At 65.7% G+C, this 22,004-nt stretch carries 13 protein-coding genes and 1 pseudogene; 8 read left to right on the top strand and 6 right to left on the bottom strand.

From position 1 onward, the window contains the following. Positions 1 to 61: 61 nt before the first annotated feature. Together ACQ5SA_RS01755 and ACQ5SA_RS01750 are read left to right on the top strand one after the other, a co-directional pair. Positions 62 to 976, top strand: a complete 915-nt coding sequence (locus tag ACQ5SA_RS01755) for a LysR family transcriptional regulator (RefSeq protein ID WP_499312252.1) — start codon at positions 62 to 64, stop codon at positions 974 to 976. After that, positions 976 to 1,923: a methylenetetrahydrofolate reductase gene (locus tag ACQ5SA_RS01750; protein ID WP_499312250.1), complete on the top strand. Its 948-nt coding sequence runs from the start codon at positions 976 to 978 to the stop codon at positions 1,921 to 1,923. Before ACQ5SA_RS01755 ends, ACQ5SA_RS01750 begins: the two co-directional genes overlap by 1 nt. On the opposite strand, the gene ACQ5SA_RS01745 is transcribed toward ACQ5SA_RS01750, so the two are convergent. The 3 genes from ACQ5SA_RS01745 to ACQ5SA_RS01735 form a co-directional block, all read right to left on the bottom strand. Then, positions 1,874 to 2,806 carry an ABC transporter six-transmembrane domain-containing protein gene (locus tag ACQ5SA_RS01745; RefSeq protein WP_499312249.1) on the bottom strand — a complete coding sequence of 311 codons (933 nt, stop codon included), beginning with the start codon at positions 2,804 to 2,806 and terminating at the stop codon, positions 1,874 to 1,876. The two genes, ACQ5SA_RS01750 and ACQ5SA_RS01745, sit on opposite strands and share 50 nt — an antisense overlap. Positions 2,807 to 2,938: 132 nt before the next feature. Next, on the bottom strand, positions 2,939 to 4,015 hold the full coding sequence (locus tag ACQ5SA_RS01740; RefSeq protein WP_499312247.1) for an ATP-binding protein: 1,077 nt from the start codon (positions 4,013 to 4,015) through the stop codon (positions 2,939 to 2,941). A 3-nt stretch (positions 4,016 to 4,018) separates the two neighbouring features. Beyond that, on the bottom strand, positions 4,019 to 4,735 hold the full coding sequence (locus tag ACQ5SA_RS01735; protein WP_353099531.1) for a response regulator: 717 nt from the start codon (positions 4,733 to 4,735) through the stop codon (positions 4,019 to 4,021). Positions 4,736 to 4,971: 236 nt separating this feature from the next. Between ACQ5SA_RS01735 and ACQ5SA_RS01730 the strand changes: the two genes are divergently transcribed. The 5 genes and pseudogenes from ACQ5SA_RS01730 to ACQ5SA_RS01710 all read left to right on the top strand — a co-directional run bounded on the left by ACQ5SA_RS01730 (position 4,972) and on the right by ACQ5SA_RS01710 (position 11,162). Beyond that, complete coding sequence (locus tag ACQ5SA_RS01730; RefSeq protein ID WP_499312245.1) at positions 4,972 to 6,153, top strand: efflux RND transporter periplasmic adaptor subunit; 1,182 nt, start codon at positions 4,972 to 4,974, stop codon at positions 6,151 to 6,153. Between the two features lie 2 nt (positions 6,154 to 6,155). Next, positions 6,156 to 8,099 carry a MacB family efflux pump subunit gene (locus ACQ5SA_RS01725; RefSeq protein ID WP_499312243.1) on the top strand — a complete coding sequence of 648 codons (1,944 nt, stop codon included), beginning with the start codon at positions 6,156 to 6,158 and terminating at the stop codon, positions 8,097 to 8,099. Between the two features lie 153 nt (positions 8,100 to 8,252). Further along, the gene (locus ACQ5SA_RS01720; RefSeq protein WP_499312241.1) at positions 8,253 to 9,386 is read left to right on the top strand and encodes a serine hydrolase domain-containing protein; all 1,134 of its coding nucleotides are present in this window, start codon (positions 8,253 to 8,255) and stop codon (positions 9,384 to 9,386) included. Between the two features lie 70 nt (positions 9,387 to 9,456). Continuing rightward, positions 9,457 to 10,038: a hypothetical protein gene (locus tag ACQ5SA_RS01715; protein WP_230109475.1), complete on the top strand. Its 582-nt coding sequence runs from the start codon at positions 9,457 to 9,459 to the stop codon at positions 10,036 to 10,038. A 302-nt stretch (positions 10,039 to 10,340) separates the two neighbouring features. Then, positions 10,341 to 11,162: pseudogene (locus tag ACQ5SA_RS01710) on the top strand (trypsin-like serine protease). A 45-nt stretch (positions 11,163 to 11,207) separates the two neighbouring features. On the opposite strand, the gene ACQ5SA_RS01705 reads toward ACQ5SA_RS01710, so the two are convergent. The 3 genes from ACQ5SA_RS01705 to ACQ5SA_RS01695 are packed head-to-tail and all read right to left on the bottom strand — an operon-like array spanning position 11,208 to position 20,394. Further along, on the bottom strand, positions 11,208 to 11,378 hold the full coding sequence (locus ACQ5SA_RS01705; protein ID WP_353099536.1) for a hypothetical protein: 171 nt from the start codon (positions 11,376 to 11,378) through the stop codon (positions 11,208 to 11,210). 53 nt (positions 11,379 to 11,431) lie between these two features. Then, positions 11,432 to 11,662: a hypothetical protein gene (locus ACQ5SA_RS01700; protein WP_499312239.1), complete on the bottom strand. Its 231-nt coding sequence runs from the start codon at positions 11,660 to 11,662 to the stop codon at positions 11,432 to 11,434. Between the two features lie 20 nt (positions 11,663 to 11,682). Continuing rightward, positions 11,683 to 20,394: a glycoside hydrolase family 94 protein gene (locus ACQ5SA_RS01695; protein ID WP_499312237.1), complete on the bottom strand. Its 8,712-nt coding sequence runs from the start codon at positions 20,392 to 20,394 to the stop codon at positions 11,683 to 11,685. A 341-nt stretch (positions 20,395 to 20,735) separates the two neighbouring features. Between ACQ5SA_RS01695 and ACQ5SA_RS01690 the strand changes: the two genes are divergently transcribed. Further along, the gene (locus ACQ5SA_RS01690; RefSeq protein WP_499312235.1) at positions 20,736 to 21,830 is read left to right on the top strand and encodes an alpha/beta hydrolase; all 1,095 of its coding nucleotides are present in this window, start codon (positions 20,736 to 20,738) and stop codon (positions 21,828 to 21,830) included. The last annotated feature ends 174 nt before the right edge of the window (positions 21,831 to 22,004 follow it).

The following is a 22,004-nucleotide window of genomic DNA, read 5'->3' as shown; positions in this document are numbered from 1 at the left end:
CAGCCCTTCCCATGACGTAAAATGGTATTACTTCACCAATCCATGAGTGAGATTCATCGTCATGTTGGAGCGGATCCATCTCAGCATCGTGCAGCAGGTCGAACAGCAAGGCTCACTGACCGCTGCCGCAGGCGTGCTCAACCTGACCCAGTCAGCCCTGAGCCACAGCATGAAGAAGCTGGAGCAGCAGCTGGGCACCAACGTCTGGCTGCGCGAAGGCCGCAGCCTGCGTCTGACCCAGGCGGGCCAGTACCTGCTGGCGGTGGCCAACCGGGTGCTGCCGCAGCTGGACCTGGCCGAAGAGCGGCTTGGCCAGTTCGCGCAGGGCGAGCGCGGCGCGCTGCGCATCGGCATGGAATGCCATCCCTGCTATCAGTGGCTGCTGAAGATCGTCTCGCCCTATCTGGCCACCTGGCCCGACGTGGATGTGGACGTCAAACAAAAGTTCCAGTTCGGCGGCATCGGCGCGCTGTTCGGCTATGAAATCGACCTGCTGGTTACCCCCGACCCGCTGCTGAAGCCGGGCCTGAAGTTCGTTCCCGTCTTCGATTATGAGCAGGTGCTGGTCGTGGCCAAAGGCCACGCCCTGGCAAAGGCGGACTACGTGAAGCCGCGCCAGCTGTCCCAGGAAATCCTGATCAGCTACCCGGTGCCATTCGAGCGCTTGGACATCTACAACCAGTTCCTGCTGCCGGCCGGTGTCACGCCGCGGCGCCACAAGACCATCGAAACCACCGACATCATGATGCAGATGGTGGCGAGCGGTCGCGGCGTGGCCGCGATGCCGCGCTGGCTGGTGGAGGAGTATGCCGCCCGCATGGACGTGGTGCCGGTGCGGCTGGGTGCGAAAGGCATTCCCAAGCAGATCTATCTGGGCGCGCGCGAGGCGGATACCGGCATCGATTACCTGCAGGCGTTTGTCGAGCTGGCACGGCACAGCTCCACCAGCGCCGGCATCCTGCGTGGAGCCGGCTGATGTCGGCTGGCATTGATCGCTTGGGGCAGCCGTCGAAAGGGCCTGTTGACCGCGCGCAGCGGGCGCAGGCCTTCGTCAGCGCCGTTTCGTTGGAGGTGAGCGCCAAGGCCATGCCTGCGCTGCACGCCGAGGCCGCGCGCATGGCACAGGGCACGACGGTCTCCATTCCCTACCTGCCAAGCGAGGACGACACCGCCCGGCTGGCTGCAGCACGCACGGTGCGCGAGCTGGGGTTCGAGCCGATGCCACACCTTTCGGCACGCCGCATCGGCTCGCGGGCAGCGCTTGAGCGCTTCATCGACCGTGCCGTGATCGACGCCGGCGTCGAGCGCTGTCTGGTGATCGCGGGGGATCTCTCCACACCTGCCGGGCCGTTCGCCGATAGTGCATCGATCATCGAGAGCGGCGTACTCGAGCGCGCCGGCATCAAGGTTGTGGCTGTGGGCGGGCATCCGCAAGGCCATCCGGTGATGAGCAGCGTCGATCGGTGGCGCGTGCTTGAACGCAAGTGCCAGCGCATTGAAGCACGAGGCATGGCACCGTCGGTCATCACCCAGTTCGCATTCGATGCCGATATCGTTCTGACCTGGTTGAATGAACTGCGCGCACGTGGCATCAGCCATCCGGTGCTGGTCGGTGCTCCCGGGCCCGCCAGCATCGCGCGACTTGTACGCTATGCGGCAATGTGCGGCGTAGCTGCAAGCACCTCGATGCTGTCGCGGTACGGCATCTCCATCGGCCGCCTGCTGGGTAGTGCTGGGCCGGATGTGTTCGTGGATCGCCTGGTGGACGGGTTGACCGAAGCCCATGGGCAGGTCAGCCCGCATCTGTTTCCCTTCGGCGGTATCGCACAGTCCATGGACTGGGTGGAGCACTACCGGAGGCATGCGGATGAGCTCATGACCCAGGACGGACGTCGCTCTCCGCATCGTCCATCCCCGGGCTGACCCGGCGGCCGATGTCCTTCAGGCGGGCGAGCTGGTCAACCATCGACGGTGCATCGTCGAGGCTGCCGACAAAGGTCCACAGGTAGGTCATCACCGCATAGACGTGACCCGGGGTCACACCATCGGTTGTGGCCAGGCGGCCAATGGTCAAGGCGAACAGCACCGCGGCCGCCGCGCCGACCACCACGAAGGCACTGGCTTCGCGATCTGACAGCAGGATGCGCAGCCGCGACAGCGTGGCGTAGTGACGGCGCAGCACCGATGGACTGACCCGGTCGACCAGCCGGATTTCATGCTCCAGCCGATTGTTCAGGCGGCCATGCAACTGCTCGTTGCGGCGAGCGAACGAGGGCAGCAACAACAGCGCACCGAGCAGGGCAATGAGACTGGCCGCGCCAACCAAGGGTTCGATCGCCAACAGCATCGCCGCCGCGCCGAACATGGAGACCAGCGCCGTAGCGATGATCGGCACGTGCTTCTCGAAGAAGTCGACGAACTCGCGGGCCAGTACCACGCGCGCCGCCGAGGTGGACGTGGCCTGGCCGAGACGCCGCTGTGCCTGCACCACATTCACCGCCAGATCGGCATAGATGCGGGTGAAGGTGCGGGTATCGACAGCACGGCGGGCGGCGCCCACCAGCCAGAACAGCAGCACCACGCCCGCGTAGGAAATGGCATGGCCGACGTTGCCACGGATGATCGCATCCACCGCGAAGCCTGCGAACAGTGGATACGCCAGCAGCAGCGAATTCTCCAGCGCCACCAGCGAGAAGGTGCCGGTGAGCTGCCAGGGATAGGTGCGCAGAATGACCTTCAATGTAGCGGCCGCATTCTGTTGGCCGATGCTGCCGGCCGCGGTGGCCGGATCGTGCGGGTGTTTCATGGGAACGCCTGGGCGGTTCGGGGGCAGGGCAGGGGCGGATGCCTGGCATCTCCCTGGTGGTTGCCAGTATCTGCAGCCCCTTGGAGTGGGCATGGAGGAACGATGGAGATCGCGTGGAGATGCCGGCGGCGTTCAGCGACGGGCGTGCACCGGCCAGCGGATCTCGAATACTGTGCCGCCCCGTCCGCTCGGACGGCACTGTGCCGTTCCGTGATGGGCCACGGCGATCGCACGCACCACGGCCAGGCCGAGCCCGGAGCCGCCACTCTGCCGCGACCGTGACACATCGGTGCGCTGGAAGGCATCGAAGATGCTGTCGCGCAGTTCATCCGGCACGCCGGGCCCGCCGTCGTCCACGGTCACGGCGCAGTGACCCTCGGCCAGCTTCACATACACCCGCAGCGGGCAAGGCGTAGCGTGGCGGCGCGCGTTTTCCAGCAAGGCCAGTACGGCTTGGCGGATGCGGGCCGGATCGCAGTCCGCCAGCGCGGCGCGCGCCTCCAGCGTCACTGAAAAGCCACTCTCGGCCAAGGCATCGGACATCGCTTCCACTACCGCAGCCACCTGCACGCTGACGTCGCTGCGCTGCAGGCGCAGGTCCAGATGACCACTTTCGGCCAGGCTCACCACCCGCAGGTCTTCGATGATGCGGGTCAGGCCTTCCAGCTGGGTCAACATGCTGGTGAACTGCTCCAGCCGTGGCTCGAACACACCATCGGCGATGCCCTGCAGACGACCGCGCAGAATGGTCATCGGCGTGCGCAGTTCGTGCGCGATGGCCGCGTTCCAGAACACCCGGTTCTGCGACATCCGGCTCAGGCGCTCGGCCATGGAGTTGAAGTCGCTGACCAGCGTGGCCGCTTCGGTCATCGAGGTATGATCGCCGCGCGCACGCGCATCCAGATCGCCGGTGGCCACCCGGCGCAGGCTTTCGGCCACCGAGTTCAAGGGGGTGATGATGCGCCAGGTCAGGCGCGAAGCGATCAGCGACGCCAATATGATGACCACCATGGCGGTCAGGCCGATCCACAGCCACTCCAGCCCCGACGGCAGCATCGTCTGCGGGGTGTCGTACCAGCGCGGGTAGAAGACTTCCATCAGGTAATAGAACAGATAGAAGCCGGCGATCGACAGCACCGTCGAACACAGCGATGCCACCACGATCGAAAGCGTGATCTGGCGACCTATGCTCTTGCCTTTGGTAGTCATCCGTCAGCCCAGCAAGCGGTAGCCAACACCGCGGATGGTGGCAGGAATACCGGTCACTCCTGCGTCCTCCAGCTTGCGGCGCAGCTTGCTTACGTGGCTGTCCACGGTGCGTTCCTGGGCATCGCCCTCAGGCAGGCAGGCGTGCAGCAGATCGGCGCGTGCATGTACCTGGCGCGGCGCGCGGGCCATGTGCACCAGCAGGCGGAACTCGGTGAGGGTGACGGTCACCGCATGTCCGTGGCCTTCGATATGGACTGTCACGTCGTGGCTGCGCAGGTCGATTTCGAAGGGCCCCTGGCGGATCACACCGTCGGTCGCCTCTGACGCAGTAGTGGCACTACGCCGCAGCACCGCCTGGATACGCGCGACGATCTCGGCCGGGTTGAACGGTTTGGCCACATAGTCATCGGCGCCTACGCGCAGGCCGGTCAGTTTGTCCAGGTCCTGGTCGAGCGCGGTGAGCATGATGACCGGGGTGTCGCCGCGCCGGCGCAGTTCGCTCAGCACCTGCCAGCCATCCAGCTTCGGCATCTGCACATCCAGCAGCACCAGGTCCGGGCGCAGCTGGCGGTGGCTGGCCAGCGCGGCCTCGCCGTCGATGGCCCGCGAACTGCGCATGCCGGAACGCGCCAGATAAGCACCGAGGATGTCGGCGATCTCGCCTTCATCTTCGGCAATCAGGATCAACGGCATCTGATGGGTGCGGATATCGCGCTTCATTGCAGGGCAGGGGGCTGACGACCCCAGCGAGGCTAGCGCCGATTGATGGAGGCACGGTCGAGATTGTGTCGAGATTGTGTGGACCGGGCCGGGGGATTCAGCGGCCGGTGGTGCACCTGAACGCACGCCTGGGCTCCACGCGATCTCCACACTGGCTCCAAAGAACGTCCACCTGCCGCTTCCACACTGGGGCCTTGGCGGTCGCGATGGGTGACCGCAAGCAGCCGGGCATCTTGATGAACACCCGCAGGACTCTGATGTTTGCCGCCGCCGTAGCCGTCCTTGCGGGCAGCGCAGGGTGGTGGGCGTTCGCCGATGGCGATGAGGGCGCCCTGATCACCGCGCCGGCAAGGGTAGCGGATCTGGAGAAGACCGTGCAGGCGGTGGGTCGGGTCAATCCGAAGGAACTGGTGGCGGTCGGCGCGCAGGTGTCCGGGCAGGTCAAACGCCTGCACGTGGTGCTGGGCCAGCGCGTGCACGCCGGCGACCTGATCGCCGAGGTCGATTCGCAGCCGCAGCGTATCGCCCTGCGCAGTGCGGAGGCGTCCACCAATGCGCTGCGCGCGCAGCAGACCGCCAGCCAGGCCCGCTATGTGCAGGCCAGTCGCATGCATGAGCGCCAGTCACAACTGGTGGCATCGCGGCTGGTCTCGCAGGAGGGCTTCGAGGCCGCGCGGGTGGCACGCGACGCGGCACGCTCGGAAGTGGCGGCATTGCAGGCACAGATCGACCAGGCGGTGACCCAGGTGGAAACGGCACGGATCAACCTGGGCTACACCCGCATCCTCTCGCCAACCGACGGCTACATCGTCGCCATCGTCACCAAGGCCGGGCAGACGCTGAACTCCATGCAGACCACGCCGACCATCGTGATGCTGGCACAGATGGACACGATGACCGTACGTGCCGAGATCGCCGAGGCCGATGTGGAGCTGATCGCACCCGGCCAGCCGTTGTGGTTTTCGACGCTGGGGCCGAGCGGGCGACGCTACGAGTCCCACCTGCAGCAGCTGGAGCCCGCGCCATCCTCGATTGCCGACGTCGCTGCCGGCAGCACAGGCGGCTCCGCGCAGACGCCGAAGGCGGTGTACTACGCAGGTCTGTTTGATGTGCCCAACCCTGGCCTGAAGCTGAAACCTTCGATGACGGTGAAAGTGACGCTGCAGCTGGCACGGGCCACCAACGCGCTGCAGGTACCGTTGACGGCGCTGACCGGGGTGGACAGCAAGGATGACAATCGCGGCACCGTGCGCGTGGTTGACGCCAAGGGGCGCGCCCACGAACGCGCGGTGACGACCGGCCTGCGCACCGCCACTGCCGTGCAGATCCTGTCCGGGCTGCGGGCCGGTGAGAACGTGGTGATCGGCCAGGCACCCAGCGGCGGCGAACCGCAGGCCACCAGCCTGCTGGGGACGTGAGCATGGCCACGCCTCTGCTTGAACTGCACGATGTATCTCGTGCCTATCGCTCGGCCGCCGGTGACGTGGTGGTGCTGAAGAATATATCGCTGCGCATCGACGCCGGCGAGTTCATCGCCATCATCGGCCCGTCGGGCTCGGGCAAGTCGACCCTGATGAACATACTTGGCTGCCTGGACCGGCCGACCGCAGGCAGCTACCAGGTGGACGGTGCGGCCACCGAGCAGATGCCGCCGGACGAGCTCGCGCGCCTGCGCCGCGAGCACTTTGGCTTCATCTTCCAACGCTACAACCTGATGGAGAACCTCAGCGCCCTCGAGAACGTGGCGCTGCCGGCGGTCTATGCGGGCGTGCATGCCGAGAGGCGCAACGCGCGTGCACGCGTGCTGTTGGAAACGCTGGGCTTGGGTGAGCGCGTCGCGAACCGGCCGAGCCAGTTGTCTGGTGGCCAGCAGCAGCGGGTGTCCATTGCCCGTTCGCTGATGAATGGCGGTGAGATCGTGCTGGCTGATGAACCCACCGGCGCCCTGGACCATGCCAGTGGTCAGCAGGTGATGGCAGAACTGAAACGCCTGCATGCGCAGGGTCACACGGTGATCCTGGTGACCCATGATGCGGCGATTGCCGCCAATGCGGCCCGCGTGATCGAGATTGCCGACGGCAGGGTCGTCGCGGACGGCGCGGTTGGCGGCCGAGTGACGGTGCACACCGGTTCTGCTCCCGGATCCGCAGGGTCACCCGCCAACGAACGCCGCTCGCGTCTGGATGCAGTACGCGAGGCTGCACGCATGGCGGTGCGCTCGATGTTGGCGCATCGCCTGCGCACCCTGCTGACCATGCTCGGCATCATCATCGGTGTAGGCGCAGTGGTGACGGTCGTTGCGTTGGGCAAGGGTGCACAGGCGCAGGTCGAGTCGCAGATCAACGAGCTGGGTGCCAGCACGTTGGAAATATTCCCCGGCGCCGATTTTGGTGATCCACGCTCGGGAGAGATCGAAACCCTGGTAGTTGGTGATGCTGATCATCTGGCAGCGCTGAGCTACGTGGACAGCGTCAGCCCGAACCTGAGCGGATCGGTGCCCGCGCTGCAGGGCAGCCGGCGTGCCAACACCCAGGTGCTGGGTGTCGGTGCGGATCTTCCGCGCGTGCGTGGGCTGCGCCTGAAGGCCGGACGCTTCTTCACCGAGCACGAAGTAGAGGCGTACCGTGCGGTGGGCGTAGTCGACCAGAAAGCGGCCACGGCGCTGTTCAGCGGCGAACCGATCGGCAGCACCGTGCTGCTGGGCGGCATGCCGGTGGAGGTCATCGGCGTGGTGGGGGCCAGCGCATTCGCCGGTGGAGCCACACCGACGGTGTATGTGCCGCATACCTCGGCCGCCTCACGTCTGTTGGGCAGCCAGCGCCTGGAGAGCATCACCGTGCGTGTGCGCGACAACGTGTCGACCACGGCCGCCGAAGCCCTGCTGGGCGCCGAACTGCAGCGCCGGCACGGCGGCCGCGATTTCTTCATCTACAACGCCGACCAGATCCGCAAGGCGGTGATGAAGTCCAGCCAGACCATGGCCGCGCTGGTGTCGGCCATTGCCGCGGTGGCACTGGTGGTGGGTGGGGTGGGGGTGATGAACATCATGCTGGTGTCGGTGAAAGAGCGCGTGCGCGAGATCGGCGTGCGCCTGGCCGTGGGCGCGCGGCAGGGCGACATCCTGCGCCAGTTCCTGATCGAGGCGGTGCTGATCTGCCTGTTCGGTGGCGTGCTGGGGGTGCTGCTGGCCTTCGGCGTGGGCGCGTTTTCCAGTGTGTTGTCGCTGGGCATGCCGTTCCTGTTCACCGCTGGACCGGTGCTGGTCGCACTGGCGTGTTCGTCGGCCATCGGCCTGGCCTTCGGTTACTTCCCCGCGCGCAGTGCCGCGCAGCTGGACCCGATCCAGGCGCTGGCGGCGGAGTAGGGGGCGAGCCTGCCCAGCCGTGAGAACAGGCACAGGCGTGGGCATTGGCCATCGGCTATCTTAGGGCCCCATTCCGTACCTCCCTTCCAGCGGCGACGCATGCACGCGACTTCGATGAGTGTCCGAAACAGGAGATGGCTCCGCTGCCTCGTGGTGTCCGCCGCGCTGTTGGCTGCAGGCTGCGCCAGCGAAGCGGCTCCAACAAAGGATCTGGGTGCGGAGATCGATGAGGTTGCCGCAACGCTGATCCAGCAGCCGTTGCTTCATTCGGCCTCGATCGGCGTCGTGTACCGGGGCAAGGAATTCATCCGTCATCGCGGCGACATGGAAACCGTGAGGCCAGGCCCTCCCACCGATGCGACCCTCTACGAGATCGGTTCGTTGAGCAAGACCTTGGCGGGCACGCTGATGGCAAATGCTGTCCTGGAACACAAGGTGGGTCTGGACGACGATGTTCGACAGTACCTGCAGGGGGACTATCCGAACCTGCAGTACAACGGCGAGCCCATCCGTGTCCGCCATCTGCTCTCGCACACCAGCGGCCTGCCGAACATGTTGCCGGAGCGTGCGAACACGGTGCTGGCGGACTTCACCGATCATCGTACCCCCGGCGAACTCAACGCCATCTACGCGCACTACGGCAAGGCTGATTTCTTCAAGGATCTGCACGCCGTTGAGATTGGCCAAGCGCCCGGCAAGGATTACGCGTACTCCAGTGCCGGCACCGAACTGACGGCGCATATCCTGGAAACCGTCTACAAGAGCGACTACGAATCATTGCTGCGCCGATTCCTTGGCGATTCCGCGGCAGTGACCGGCGTCAAGCTCAAGCTGAGCGACGACGAGGCGCCGCGGCTTGCAGTCGGTTATCACAGCGACAACCCGGTGCCGACCACGTCGATGCCGCAGTTGCCGTGGGGCGCATCCGGGAACGTAAAGGCGACTGTCCCGGAGATGGTGAAGTACCTCAGGTTCCAGCTGGCCAACGGGCCCGTAGTAAAGGAATCGCATCGGCCCTTGGTCAAATTCGATTCCGAGTTCAGCATCGGCTACTTCTGGAACATCGTCGCCGGCGATCAGCTGAAGGGCGTCTACTACGCCCATCATGGTGGCGTGCCCCGTTCGCAGTGCTACATCTACATCATGCCGAAGTACGATCTTGGCATCTTCGTCATCACCAACCAGAGCGGTGACCAGACGGCGCGCGCCATGGAGACGGCGATCGATACGCTGGTCGAGAGGATCGCCGCGCGGGAGGCTGCCGCTGGCAGTGAAGTTTCCCGATAGAGACTGTAATCTCCGTCTGTCCGGTGTAGTGCCGAATGGTGTTGGCACCCCCAGGCAGGAGCATTTCGCGTTGATCACCCGTACGTTGAACAAGGTTCTGCTGTTCGCAGGCCTTGCACTTGCCATGGCGCCCACCGCGCCAGCAGCAGAATCGATCCGCAAGGCCGTTCCCAAACAGGAAGACATCGATCGAGCGCTGGCGCTCGTGTCCTGCAAGGCAGATCACACCGCATTCCGGACCTTGGCCAATCAGATGCGCGGCATCGCAACCAGCGGGAAGTCATCGGCTGGCTGGGAGTCGATCGCCGGCAAAGGTGGCGGTTACAGCAACGCACTGGGCGATATGCCCGGTGTAGTCGCGGAAATGCAGCTTCCAGCACCGGTTCTCGTCTTCGGTCATCCGTCCAGACGGTTGATACTTTCGCGCAGCTCCGTAGTGGCTGTCTTTGATGAAGCCCTTGCTGCGGACCTCACCAAGGCCCTGTCCCTCGACGCGCCGGGGACGCAGGGTGCCCCCGCAGGAATGCGCGTCGTCCAGTCAACGCCGGAAGCCCAGGGCGACGGTATTGAAGTGACGGCACTGGTGGCCCAGCGCATCGAGGCCGACCCAGAGCCGATCGCCGTAGCCGGGTGCCTGTACTTCACACGGTGAGGTCCGGAGTCCTATCAGAGCCGATCAGGTAGCCGGCGAAGGGCAGTGCAGATCTACGTGCAGCGACATGTCAGAGTGCGCGAGAGCCGGCGTCTGGTACGCTCATCGGGGAGCCATTCCCAGACCTGTTTTCCCCGGCCTGCCCCAGGGAGTCAACAAGACACGGGCGTGGCGTTCAAGGGCTTCTGGGCTTCAGCCGTCGTTTCCATCCTTTCATCAGTCCCCACCGGGTCCTGTCGCACATCCATCGCCGGCGTTGATGCCTTCGGCTAGGCTTGCGCAGATGACCACAAGGATGAACGATGAACCGCTGGCTCTTTCTGCTATGTGCCGCACTCCCGCTCGCCGCCGGGGCGGTCGTCATCCGCGATGACGTTGACGATGCGAGGTATCGCATCGAAGGGTCCGTTTTTCCCGCACTGGCAGACATGCCGGGCGAGGGCCATGGCGTGCTCATTGCCCCGCAGTGGGTGGTGACCGCAGCGCATGCCGCACCGATGGAGGGGATGGGCGCAACGATCGCCGTCAATGGCAGCACGTACGGCGTCGAGCGCGTGTTCCTGCATCCCGGCTACAGAAGGATGCCCGAAGCCTTGGGTAAAGAGGCCCTGGCGACGGGAAATCCCTCCGGAATCCACGCTTTCCTGGCAGGGTCGGATGACATCGCACTGATCAGGCTTGCGGCACCGGTGAACAATGTCAGGCCGGTCGCTCTCTATCGCGGTGCGGCTGAGGTCACACAGATCGCAGCGCTGATAGGGAAGGGCGCCACAGGCAATGGCGCCGTTGGGCTGGTGCCCGGCGGTCCGCATCGCACGACGCTGCGGCGTGCATACAACGCAATTACTGGCGGTAACGATCGGTATCTCTGGTGCCGGTTCGATGCTCCTCCGCATGGTCTGCCGCTTGAAGGCGTACTGGGAAACGGCGACAGCGGTAGCCCACTGCTCATCAATAATCACGGAATCCTGTAGCTGGTGGGCCTCGGTTCCTGGATCACGGCCGTTCCCGAGCACGCGCTTGAAGCGGGCTTCTATGGCCAGGTTGTCTACAACGTACGTGTATCGCGTTACATCGACTGGATCGAGAGCGTAGTGCGCACCAGCGATGATGCGTCACGCTGATCCTCAGTTCGCCTCACTCTTTGAGGGGTAGTCGCGGTTGGGCGTTCAGCGCATCGCGCATGTTGTCGAGGTGGACCGCGGGGCGGGAACCCGCCAGACCTCTTCGCCCTCCTCGTCATCGCCGACGTAGAACGCGATGCGCCCATCCTCCTCGTAGCGGAGAGTAGGGCTGAAGGTAATGGTATCGATTTCGCTGCCCTTGCCGATGAAACGCATTTCGCCGCCACAAACAAAGTTCGAACCGGGCTCCTCTCCCAGCGCGCCACAGTTCAGTGGCGAGGATTCGGCACGCAGTCGTCGCGTTCGTGCCAGAGCGGCAGCTCCAGCGCATGGCGCTTCAGCATGGCCTGGATGCACGCGTGCGCCTGGTCTCTTTCCGCGTGCTCACACTGGTCCAGAATCTCTGCAGCCAGCGTTTCAAACTGCGGCCAGAACTGTGCCGGATGGCGCACCTGCGCCAACCAGTGCACCAGCATGTCGGCCAGCGCATCAAGCTGCACCTGTATTTCGGGGCGGACGTTCATCCCGGGGCCGCACTAAGATCAAGCGCAACACGGTAGTGATGACCATCGTCGCGCAGCGGGACGGTAAGGTCCGGCTGCAAGGCGCCATCCACATGCAGCGTTGGCTGGCCCTGCGCAGTGCGGGTCACCACGAACTCATAGAAGCTGCGACCGAAGCGGTAGCTCAGTTCGAAGGACGGCCAGTCATCGGGCAGGCACGGTGCAAGCGACAGGCGATCCCCTTCACGACGTATGCCCAGCAGGGACTCCACCAGCAGGCGATACATCCAGCCGGCCGAGCCGGTGTACCACGTCCAGCCGCCGCGCCCGACATGCGGAGACACGGCGTATACGTCGGCTGCCAATACATAGGGTTCGACGCGGTAGGTCTGGACCGCGTCCGGGTCCAGCGCGTGATTGAGCGGGTTGATCATGCCGGCCAGCTCCCAGGCACGCGCCGCATCGCCCTGCTGTGCGAATGCCATCGCCGCCCACACGGCCGCGTGGGTGTACTGGCCGCCATTCTCGCGCACGCCCGGTACGTAACCACGGATGTAACCAGGGTCTTCCGTGGTCTGGTCGAAGGGCGGATCGAGCAGCTGGATCAGCTGGGCGTCCTTTCGCACCAGATGCGTGTAGAGCGAATCCAAAGCTTGCTCAGCCCGCTCAGGCGCGGCGACACCTGACAGCACCGACCAGCTCTGGGAAATCGAATCGATGCGGCATTCCTGGTTCTGTGACGAGCCCAGCACTGCGCCGTTGTCGAACCACGCGCGGCGGTACCACGCGCCGTCCCAGGCATGCTGTTCCAGGTTCTGGCGCAGGCTTTCGGCTTGCTGTTGGCACCACTGCGCACGGGCGGCATCGCCACGCGCGTTGGCCAGCCCGATGAAGCGCTGCAGCGTGTCATGCAGGAAGAACCCGAGCCACACACTTTCGCCGCGCTGCTGGTCGCCGACGCGGTTCATGCCGTCGTTCCAATCGCCGCTCCCCATCAATGGCAGACCGCGCTCGCCGAGCAACCGGCAACCGCGCTCGAGGGCGCGGACGCAGTGCGCATACAGCGTGTCGCGCTGTGTCGACGGTGTAGGCAGGTCGTAATACCCTTCCTCTTCCGGCGTCACCGCGCGGCCCTCGATGAAGCCAACCACTTCGTCCAGCACGCCGGCATCGCCGGTGACCTCCAGATAACGGCATGCGCCTTGGGGCAACCACAGATAATCGTCCGAGCAGCGGGTGCGCACGCCGCGACCTTGCGGCGGGTGCCACCAGTGCATCACATCGCCTTCGGTGAACTGGTGTGCAGCGCACAGCAGCAGGTGTTCGCGGGTCAGGTCCGGGCGCGCGTGCACGAGGGCGAGCGCGTCCTGCAGCTGGTCGCGGAAGCCGAACGCGCCGCCTGACTGATAGTAGCCACTGCGTGCCAGGTAGCGGCAACCCAGGGTCTGATAGACCAGCCAGCCATTGGCCAATGCGTCCAACGCCGGGTCCGGCGTGCGCACCTGCACCGTGGCCAACACATTGCGCCAATGGATGCGCACGGCGTCCAGCGCGTCGATGGCCTCCTGAGCGCCCTGGCGGCTTCGTGCCAACGCCAGCGCTTCCTCGCGGTCGCGCCCTGCGCCAAGGCGGAAGGTCGTTTCACTGCGGTCGCCCGGGGCCAGCTCCAGCGGCACCTGGATCGCCGCGCAGGGATCCAGGCCCGCCCCCACCCGAGCATCCAGACGTTCGCGGCGCAACGCCGCCGGTGCGTGCAGGCTGCCGTTGCGGCCGATGAACTCCAGGCGATCACAGGTCCAGCCGCAGCCATCGGCATCGGTGTCGAAGAAGGCCATCCGGCCGCCGAAATCGGTGCTGTAGGCGTTGCGCGCCAGCAGCGCCCCGGTCTGGTGGTCGCGTTCGGTCACCACGTGCATGCGCGACTTCGCGCGCAGGTCACCCATCACCCATTCGACGTAGCCGATGGCCGACAGCCGCCGTGTGCTGCCCGACAGGTTGTGCAAGCGCAGGACCGAGAACTTCAGCGGTGCGGTGACATCGACGAAGACCCACAGCTCGCTGGCGATGCCGTCTTCGATGTGCTCGTAGACCGTGTAGCCGAAGCCATGGCGGGTACGGTACGCCCCGGTGCCCCGGCATGGCAGCGGCATCGGCGACCAGACACGGCCGGTGTCCTCGTCGCGCACGTAGAAGGCTTCACCGCCCGTGTCGGACACCGGATCATTGAGCCAGGGCGTCAAGCGGAACTCGTGTGCGTTCTCGAACCACGTGTAGCCTGGCGCGCTCTCGCTGACGACCGTGCCCAGGCGAGCGTTCGCGATCACGTTGGCCCATGGCGCTGGCGTCGGCGCGCCTTCGCGCAGCACCACGACGTATTCGCGGCCGTCCTCGCTGAAACTGCCGGTGCCGTTGTCGAACTGGCCAGCTCCGCGGTAGGGGAGGAAAGGCCACGGGTCGTCCACGTCTTCATCGTGTTCGGCGCCCGGGGGCAACCCGAAGTCGGGGCCCGAATCGGCGACGATGGGCAGCCCAGTGGTCGGCTCCGGCGACAGTGCCAGCTCCTGCTGCACTGCCTGTGGCGTCAGTGGCGGGATCCGTCGCGGGGGCAAGGGCTGACGCCCCACCTGCGCAGCCAGCGTGCCGTCCTCGTCGCTGATAACCGCCCGCGCCACCGCCTGCAGCAGAATGCGGTCCTCGTGGGTCATGTTCTGCACCGGCCGAACGAAAATGCCGCCAGGGCGGTCGAGCAGGCCGGTCTCCGAACTGGCGGCCACCATTCCCAGAATCTGGTCCTGCAGTTCCTGCCGATAGCCGGCCTTGCTGTCGTTCCAGATGACCAGGTCGGTGTTGAGTCCTTTCTGGCGCCAATAGGCGTGCGCCTGCACCAGTTGCCTCACCAGTTCCACGTTGTCCGCGTCGGTCACCTTGAGCAGCACGATGGGCAGGTCGCCGGAGATGGCATGGCTCCACAGCCCGGATTGTCCGCGCTGGTTCTGCAGGAGGACGCCGGCACCCGCGCGCAGCAGGGGACCGGCATACAGCACATGGCTGGCCAAGCGTTCGTACAGCGCCGCCTCGGCCTGACTGGCGTTGATCTGCCGGCGCACCACCTGGCTATGCGTCCACGCCAGGTCGAAGACGCGGTCGGCCAAGCGGCGATCACGGTATTTGTCTACCAGCACCTCGCAACCGGGGCGGTCGGCGCCGACGCCGTACACCATGTCCAGCTGCACGGTCTGCTCGGGCTCAAGCACCACGCGGACGCGGATCGCCACGATCGGATCGAGCACCGAGCCATCCGAGCCGGAGAGGTCGGTATCGGTGGTCAACGCCTGCGGCGTCCGCGGCGTGTTGCCACGGCCAAGGAAACGCGCACGGTCGGTTTCGTAGGAGATCGACACCACCTCCGCGTCATGCACCGCGACCAGATGGAACATCCACGGCGGTACTTCGTCGTGCGAACGGGGCCGGCGCGTGCACAGCACGGCCTGCTTGGCGGCCAGGATCTCGCTCTGCACGAAGAGATTGCTGAAGGCCGGATGCGCATCGTCGGCCGCCGCAGGTGCCAGCACCACTTCGGCATAGGTGGTGACTTCCACCGTACGCTGGCGACGGCTGCGGTTGGTCAGACGCAGGCGCCTGAGCTCGATGTCATCCTCGGCGGAGATGGCCACCTGCAGGTGGCTCTCGCAGCCGCGGCGCGTACCACGGAACTCCGCCTTGGCATCCGAGAAGATTGCCTCGTAATTGTCCACCGCCACGCAGGTTGGCTGGTACGCGGCAGACCAGAACTCGCCGCTGTCCACATCGCGCAGATAGCAGAACGACCCCCAGGCATCGGTGGTGCCGTCTTCGCGCCAGCGGGTGAGCGACAGGTCGCCGTGGCGGCTGTAGCCGCCACCGGCATGGGTCAGCATGCCGTGGTAGCGGCCGTTGGACAGCAGCTGGACCTCCGGGCGCGGGCCACCCGGGTCCCGCAGCACACGCAGGGACGTCTCGTGCTCGGCCATGGCCGAGTGCTCGCCCAGGGCTTCGACCTCATGCGGATGGAATACGCCGATGCGCGGGATGCGTTCCTGCAGCAACAGCAAGGTGGCCTGGAACTCGACATCGGCAAGGAAGCGGCGCTGCATCGGCTGGTCACGCAACAGGTAATCCAGCGACAGCAGGCCCATGCCCTGGTGGTGGGCCATGAACGAACGCAACAGCACGTGATCGTGCCCAGGCGGCAGCCGGGCGGGGGTGTAGTCGATCGCCTCGTACATGCCGAAGCGCCCAGAGAACCCCAGTCCTTCCAGCACCTGCAGGTTCTGGCACGCCGCTTCCGGCGCCACCATCAGCGCCATCATGCTGGCATAGGGCGCGATGACCCGATCCTGGCCCAGGCCACGCTTGAGCCCCAACCCCGGCACACCAAACGCCCGGTACTGGTAGTTCAGGCGGGCATCGACGGCGTTGTAACCGGATTCGGACACGCCCCATGGCAGGTTCAGGGTGCGACCGTAGACGATCTGCGCCTCGACCGCATGCCGTGCGGTCTGGTCCAGCAGCGTGTCCGGATAGCTGGGCATCACCAGTTGCGGCATGAGGTACTCGAACATCGAGCCACTCCACGACAACAGCGTCGGCGTGCCGTTGACCTCGGTGAGCATCCGGCCAAGTGCAAACCAGCTCTCCTGCGCCAACTGCCCTTGGGCGATGGCGACGAAGGCGCACAGCCGCGCTTCGGAGGCCAGCAGATCGTAGAAGCTGTTGTCGAGGCGGTGGTCGTCGACGTTGTAGCCGATCGAGAGCAGGTTGCGGGTGCGGTAGAACAGGAACCCGTATTCCATCAGCGAGAACTGCCCGGCGCGGTGCGCCAAGGCCTGCAACTGCTGGATGCGCGCGCGTGCATCCGCACCGACGGTACCGGGCAGCGCGGCCAGCTGGCGAAGGCTCGGCACCTGCGCTTCGTCGTCCGCATGGGCATCGGCGGGGAGGTCGGCAAGCGACGCCTGGGCAGCATGGCATTCGGCGGCGAACAGGGCTGGCCAGTGCAGCTCACCGTCCTCGGGCGATGGCGGTGCTGGCCATTGCGCCAACACGGCGTCGGCTAGACCGACCAGCTCCTGCAAGCGGGCGAGGATCTGCGCCGTTCCGACGGGGCGGTCGACACGCGCTGACGCCAGACGCTGGCGCAGGTGGTTGAGCGCCCCGCCCAGTGCCGCATCGTCGGGGCGATGACGCTGCCGTTCCTCTTCCAGTACACCGAGCGTATCGGCCAGGCCGTCGAACGTGTGCGGCGCCAACACCGGCGCGTCCACCAGCGCGAGCAGGCCCTGGCGCAGCGTCAGCAGATGCCCGGCCAGGTTGCCGCTGTCCACAGTGGAAACGTAGCGTGGCGGCAGTGGCGCCAGGGTTTCGGTGTCGTACCAGTTGAGGAAGTGGCCGCGATGGCGCGGCAGCTGGTCCAGCGTATCGAAAGTGAGGGCGGTACGTTCAGCAACCGCGCCCAGCTGCAGATAGCCGAAATCCCACGCCGACAGATTGGCCAGCAGGGACAGGCCGATGTTGGTTGGCGAGGTACGCCGCGCCACCACCAGCGACGGATGCTCCTGGATGTTGTCCGGTGGCAACCAATGATCCTGCTCGCGTACCCAGGCCTGGAAGAACGACCAGGTGCGCCGCGCCAGCCGGCCAAGGAACGCCCGCTGTGTAACGGAAAGCTCCGCCACGCTCGCAACCGGCGGCCGGCCCAGCCACGCCATCAACGCGGGCGCAAAGGTCCACGCCAGCAGCAAGGGCAGGGCGAGCGGCAGTGCCTGCGGACGCACGCTGGCCACCACGGCCACCAGCGCGAGCGCCAGCAGCGAGGCCGGCGCCATCACCCGCCATTCCGCGCCACGGTCGCTGCCCAGGCGGCGTTCGACTTCGCTGGAGGGGTTCCATTGCAGCAGGTGACGGCGTGTGATGGCCATGCGCCAGAGCGTGCGCAGCACCGCGTCACTGGCCAGCAATGCCTCAAATGGCAGACACGCGACCTGGGTGGCCGCGCGCAGCAACGACTGCAGCGTACCGCGCCCGACCTTGATGTAATGCGCTTCCAGCGGCGTGTCGTCCGGAACGCTCAGGGCATCGCGCAGCATGCCTATCAGCGGCGGCGCGAACCACAGCGCCAGCACCCACGCCGTCCATGCAACAGGGTTTCCGGCATACAACCAGCCCACCACCAGCAAGGCCAGGGCAGCGATCGGCACCAGGCTGCGGCGCAGGTTGTCCAGCAACTTGCCGCGTGACAGCAGACTGAGCCGGTTGCGTTCCCATCCCGGGCCCGGGCGCGGCGTCCACGGCATCAACCACGGCAACAGCTGCCAGTCACCGCGGATCCAGCGCGCACGGCGCTTGGCGTCGGCGGCGTAGCGCTCGGGGTAGTCCTCGTACAGGCGCACATCGCTGACCAGCCCCGCGCGTGCATAGCAGCCTTCCAACAGGTCGTGGCTGAGGATGCGGTTCTCGGGCAGGCGGCCCTCCAATGCATGCTCGAAGGCCTCGACGTCATAGATGCCCTTGCCGACGAACGAGCCTTCGTCGAACAGGTCCTGGTAGACGTCCGAGACCATGCGCGTATACGGATCGATGCCGGGCTCGCTGCCGAACATCCGGGCAAAACGCGAGGTGCGGCGCCGGCCCAGACTGGTACCCACGCTGGGCTGCAGGATGCCGTAGCCCTCCACCACGCGTTGCAGCGTCGGATCGAAGCGCGGGCGGTTGAGCGGGTGCGCCAGGGTGGCGACGAACGCGCGTGCCGCATCCCGCGGAAGTTGCGTGTCCGAATCCAGCGTGATGACGTAACGCACGCCGATCAGCGCGGCGGCGTCACCGACGATGCGCATGAACGCGGCCGCATCACCCAGGCGGAGCAGGGCATTGAGTGCGGCCAGCTTGCCGCGTTTGCGCTCGTGTCCCATCCACACGCCTTCACCCGGGTTCCATTGCCTGGAGCGGTGCAGCAGGTAGAAGCGATCACCGCGCTCGGGCGCGTAACGCCTGTTCAACTCCTCGATCCGTGCCGTGGCGTGCGCAAGCAGGGTGTCGTCCGTCGCCGCCGTGGCCTCCGCCGCGTCGAGAAAGTCCGTCAGCAGCACGAAGCGCAGCTGAGGGTCGCGGTTGGCCAGGAAGCGGACCTCCAGCGCTTCGACCAGCACGTCGATTCCGTCGGTGCTGGACAACATCGAGGGGACCGCGACCACGGTGGTGCAGGCGGCAGGGATGCCCTCGCTGAAATCCAGCTTGGGCAGCGGCCTGGGTGCGACCAGCACCGTCGCGGTCCAGTTCACCAGCACGATGCCCAGCTCACTGAAAACCAGCAGCCCCAGCAGCGCGGCCAGCCAGAGGGGTACCGCGCCACTGCCGGTTGCCAGCAGTCCAGCGGTGGCCAGGACCGCCAGCAGGGTGATCGGCAGCAGGTACAGCGCAAGCGGCACGCGATGTGCCAGTCGCCGTGCCTTGCGGTGGCGCGGTGCGGCCTCGGCCACCGCTTCAACGGTGGCGTCCACGCCTTCGCCAACCAGCCAGTAGCCCACGTGCGTGCGCGGTCCATCCGGCGGTGTCGCCGCGCGTGCCAGATCCAGCGCGATGGTGGCCACGCGCTCCTCTGCCATGCGGCTACCGCGGGCGATCTTCTCCACCACGTGGCGATAGGCATCGCGGGTGGCGAAATCCATCTGCGCATAGACGGCCATCGGGTCTTCCCGCAGCCGCTGCTCCACCACACTCATCTCTTCAACAAAGGTGCGCCAATCCATGGTGGACAGAAAGCGCAGGCTGCCGATGCTGTTGCCGATCGATACCTGATCGGCTGCCTGCTGCTGGCCCTCGGCGGCGACCAGTTCGTCGATGCGCTGCCCAGCCGCTGCCGCCCACTGTTCCAGCCAGGCGACGGGCATGGCCCATGCACCACCGCGCCCATGCAGCGAGCGCGTCAGTTCTGCGATGAACGCACCCGTCAAGGGCGGCGCGGAACGTGCCATGTCCGCAACCACCAGGACCACATCGGTAGGCGTCTCGGAAGCGGCTTGATTGAGGTTGTCCGCCCATTGCGAAGCGAGGCGACGGTCGGTCCCATCGCGCATCACCCGCGCCGCCATTCGCCGCAGGTTCTCCAGCAGGGCCAGGCGCAGCATGATCGGCACCGCCCACAGCTCACCCAGGCTCAGCGGCGCAAGCGACTGGTATGAGGCGATGAAACGGCCCAGCGTATCGGCGTCAATGCGGCCGTCGCCGTGCGCGATGGCCTGCATCGACAGTTCATACACCCGCGGCAGCCCGGCCGATGGGCCGGAGGCGAGTGAAGGCAGCTGCCGGCTGTAGCCACGCGGCAGATGGCGGCGCGCGGTCTGGATCTGTTCTTCGATCAGGTAATAGTTGTCGAGCAGCCATTCCCCCGCCGGAGTTACCGGCCGCTGTTCACGCACCACGCTGCTGAGCAACGTGTTGGCGTCTTCCAGCACACGCTCGTTGGCCTGCAGGCGATCAAGCAAGCGCTCCGGGCTGGGCCGCAACCGCACGCGATGCTGGCGTGCGAGCGCGCGGCCGTACACCTCCATCTGTTCAACGCTGTACAGCGCGGCACGCAGTGGGCCCTCGGTGGCCTCGATGGCGGGGACCGAGGCTTGTCGCTCACGCCAGCGCCAACGGACAAGACGACGCAGACGGAGCCAGCGACCAAAGAGACGACGAAGGTGGGGCATGGGTTACCGAGGGGAGGCAGGTCGCGTCCTGCATGGTTGCATTGCGGGTGCCGTGGTAGCTGTGAAGGCCGGGTCTGGTTCGCGTGGTCGGCGCTGCCATGGCGCCCATCCCCTGGCGCTTAAATCGCAAGTATCAGTAGCGGCTGATCCTGCAGACCGGGTTTCGACGCCCGGCCTCCCGTCTTCGCTGGCATGGCAAGGAATACCCAATTGCGCGTGATGCCACGCCACACGATGGACAGACATCTATATCTTCCATGCATTGGGCATATGCATTCCCGATCTTCTCCCCGCATGACCCGGAGGGTAGATTCCCCTGACAATCTGTCACGGAGTGACCCATGCAGACTCGCACGCGCCTTCGCACTCTGGTGCCCGGCTTCTCCTCCACACTGCTCTGGACTGCGGTTTCCCTCTGCACCACGACCGCCATGGCCAACGAGCCACTGCAGATCGATTCGCAAGGGAGCTTCCTGGCAGGTGGCACGACAAAGAAGGAATCTGGCACGTTCGATTCGTTGAAGCCCTCCCATCCGGAGGGCCAGAGCTACCACGGTGATCACGTCTATGCCTTCTACCAGAAGCCGGTGAATGCGCGTTCGCTGCCGATCGTGATGTGGCACGGTGCGGGCCAGTCTTCCAAAAGCTGGGAGACGACGGCCGATGGGCGCGAGGGCTTCCAGAACCTGTTCCTGCGTCGTCGCTTCACTACCTACCTGATCGATCAGCCACGGCGAGGCAAAGCCGGCCGAAGCATGGTCGAGGCGACGCTGAAGCCCGTGGCGGACGATCAGATGTGGTTCAACCAGTTCCGGATCGGCCTCTGGCCGAACTACTTCGGTGGCAGCCAATTCCCGAAAGGGGAGGCCACGCTTGACCAGTTCTTCCGCTCGGTCACGCCCAACACCGGCCCCTTCGACCTCGGCGTAGTGTCGGATGGGGTAGCGGCCGTGCTGCAGAAGACAGGGCCTGCGATTCTGTTTACCCATTCGCAGGCGGGCGGCCCTGGCTGGATGACAGCCATAAAGAGCCCCAACGTCCGCGCAATCGTCGCGTTCGAGCCTGGTAGCAGCTTCGTGTTCGCAAAGGACGATGCGCCGGCACCGATTCCCAGCGCGTTCGATACCGTCGCCCCCGCGCTGGTTTCGCCCGCGGAATTCAAGGCGCTGACCCGGATTCCGATTCTGGTGCTGTATGGCGACAACATCCCTGACAAGCCCGTTGACCTGCCCGCTCAGGACAGTTGGCGGGCCCGGTTGGAAATGGCCCGCGCCTGGCGTGATGCCGTCAATCGGCAGGGCGGTGATGTCACCCTGATCCATCTGCCGGACATGGGAATCCGTGGCAACAGCCACTTCCTGTTCTCAGACCTCAACAACGACCAGATCGCCGATCTGGTGAGTGAGTTCCTGCAGAAGAAGCATCTGGATCGTTGAGCCGGCCCGCCCCGTGCATCAATCACGCCATGGCGTGCGGCGCCTTGGATGCTGCGCCGCTCGCCAATTCGCCATTCATATCATGCATGCATGAGTGATATCCGGCTGATGCTCTGTTTCCATGAGTGCACGGGCGTTAGGTTAACGCCTGAACCCCACCAACGTCGGTCCGCA

This window comes from Stenotrophomonas indicatrix (assembly GCF_050573115.1).
Lineage (GTDB): Bacteria > Pseudomonadota > Gammaproteobacteria > Xanthomonadales > Xanthomonadaceae > Stenotrophomonas > Stenotrophomonas lactitubi_A.
Note: the sequence above shows the minus strand (reverse complement) of the source record. Positions and strands in the feature narration are given on the sequence as shown.

What these genes read in the sequence shown, in the direction of transcription:
- ACQ5SA_RS01755 (WP_499312252.1), top strand. Translation starts at nt 62, where the DNA reads ATGTTGGAGCGGATCCATCTCAGCATCGTGCAGCAGGTCGAACAGCAA.
- ACQ5SA_RS01750 (WP_499312250.1), top strand. Translation starts at nt 976, where the DNA reads ATGTCGGCTGGCATTGATCGCTTGGGGCAGCCGTCGAAAGGGCCTGTT.
- ACQ5SA_RS01745 (WP_499312249.1), bottom strand. Translation starts at nt 2,806, where the DNA reads ATGAAACACCCGCACGATCCGGCCACCGCGGCCGGCAGCATCGGCCAA.
- ACQ5SA_RS01740 (WP_499312247.1), bottom strand. Translation starts at nt 4,015, where the DNA reads ATGACTACCAAAGGCAAGAGCATAGGTCGCCAGATCACGCTTTCGATC.
- ACQ5SA_RS01735 (WP_353099531.1), bottom strand. Translation starts at nt 4,735, where the DNA reads ATGAAGCGCGATATCCGCACCCATCAGATGCCGTTGATCCTGATTGCC.
- ACQ5SA_RS01730 (WP_499312245.1), top strand. Translation starts at nt 4,972, where the DNA reads ATGAACACCCGCAGGACTCTGATGTTTGCCGCCGCCGTAGCCGTCCTT.
- ACQ5SA_RS01725 (WP_499312243.1), top strand. Translation starts at nt 6,156, where the DNA reads ATGGCCACGCCTCTGCTTGAACTGCACGATGTATCTCGTGCCTATCGC.
- ACQ5SA_RS01705 (WP_353099536.1), bottom strand. Translation starts at nt 11,378, where the DNA reads ATGCGTTTCATCGGCAAGGGCAGCGAAATCGATACCATTACCTTCAGC.
- ACQ5SA_RS01695 (WP_499312237.1), bottom strand. Translation starts at nt 20,394, where the DNA reads ATGCCCCACCTTCGTCGTCTCTTTGGTCGCTGGCTCCGTCTGCGTCGT.
- ACQ5SA_RS01690 (WP_499312235.1), top strand. Translation starts at nt 20,736, where the DNA reads ATGCAGACTCGCACGCGCCTTCGCACTCTGGTGCCCGGCTTCTCCTCC.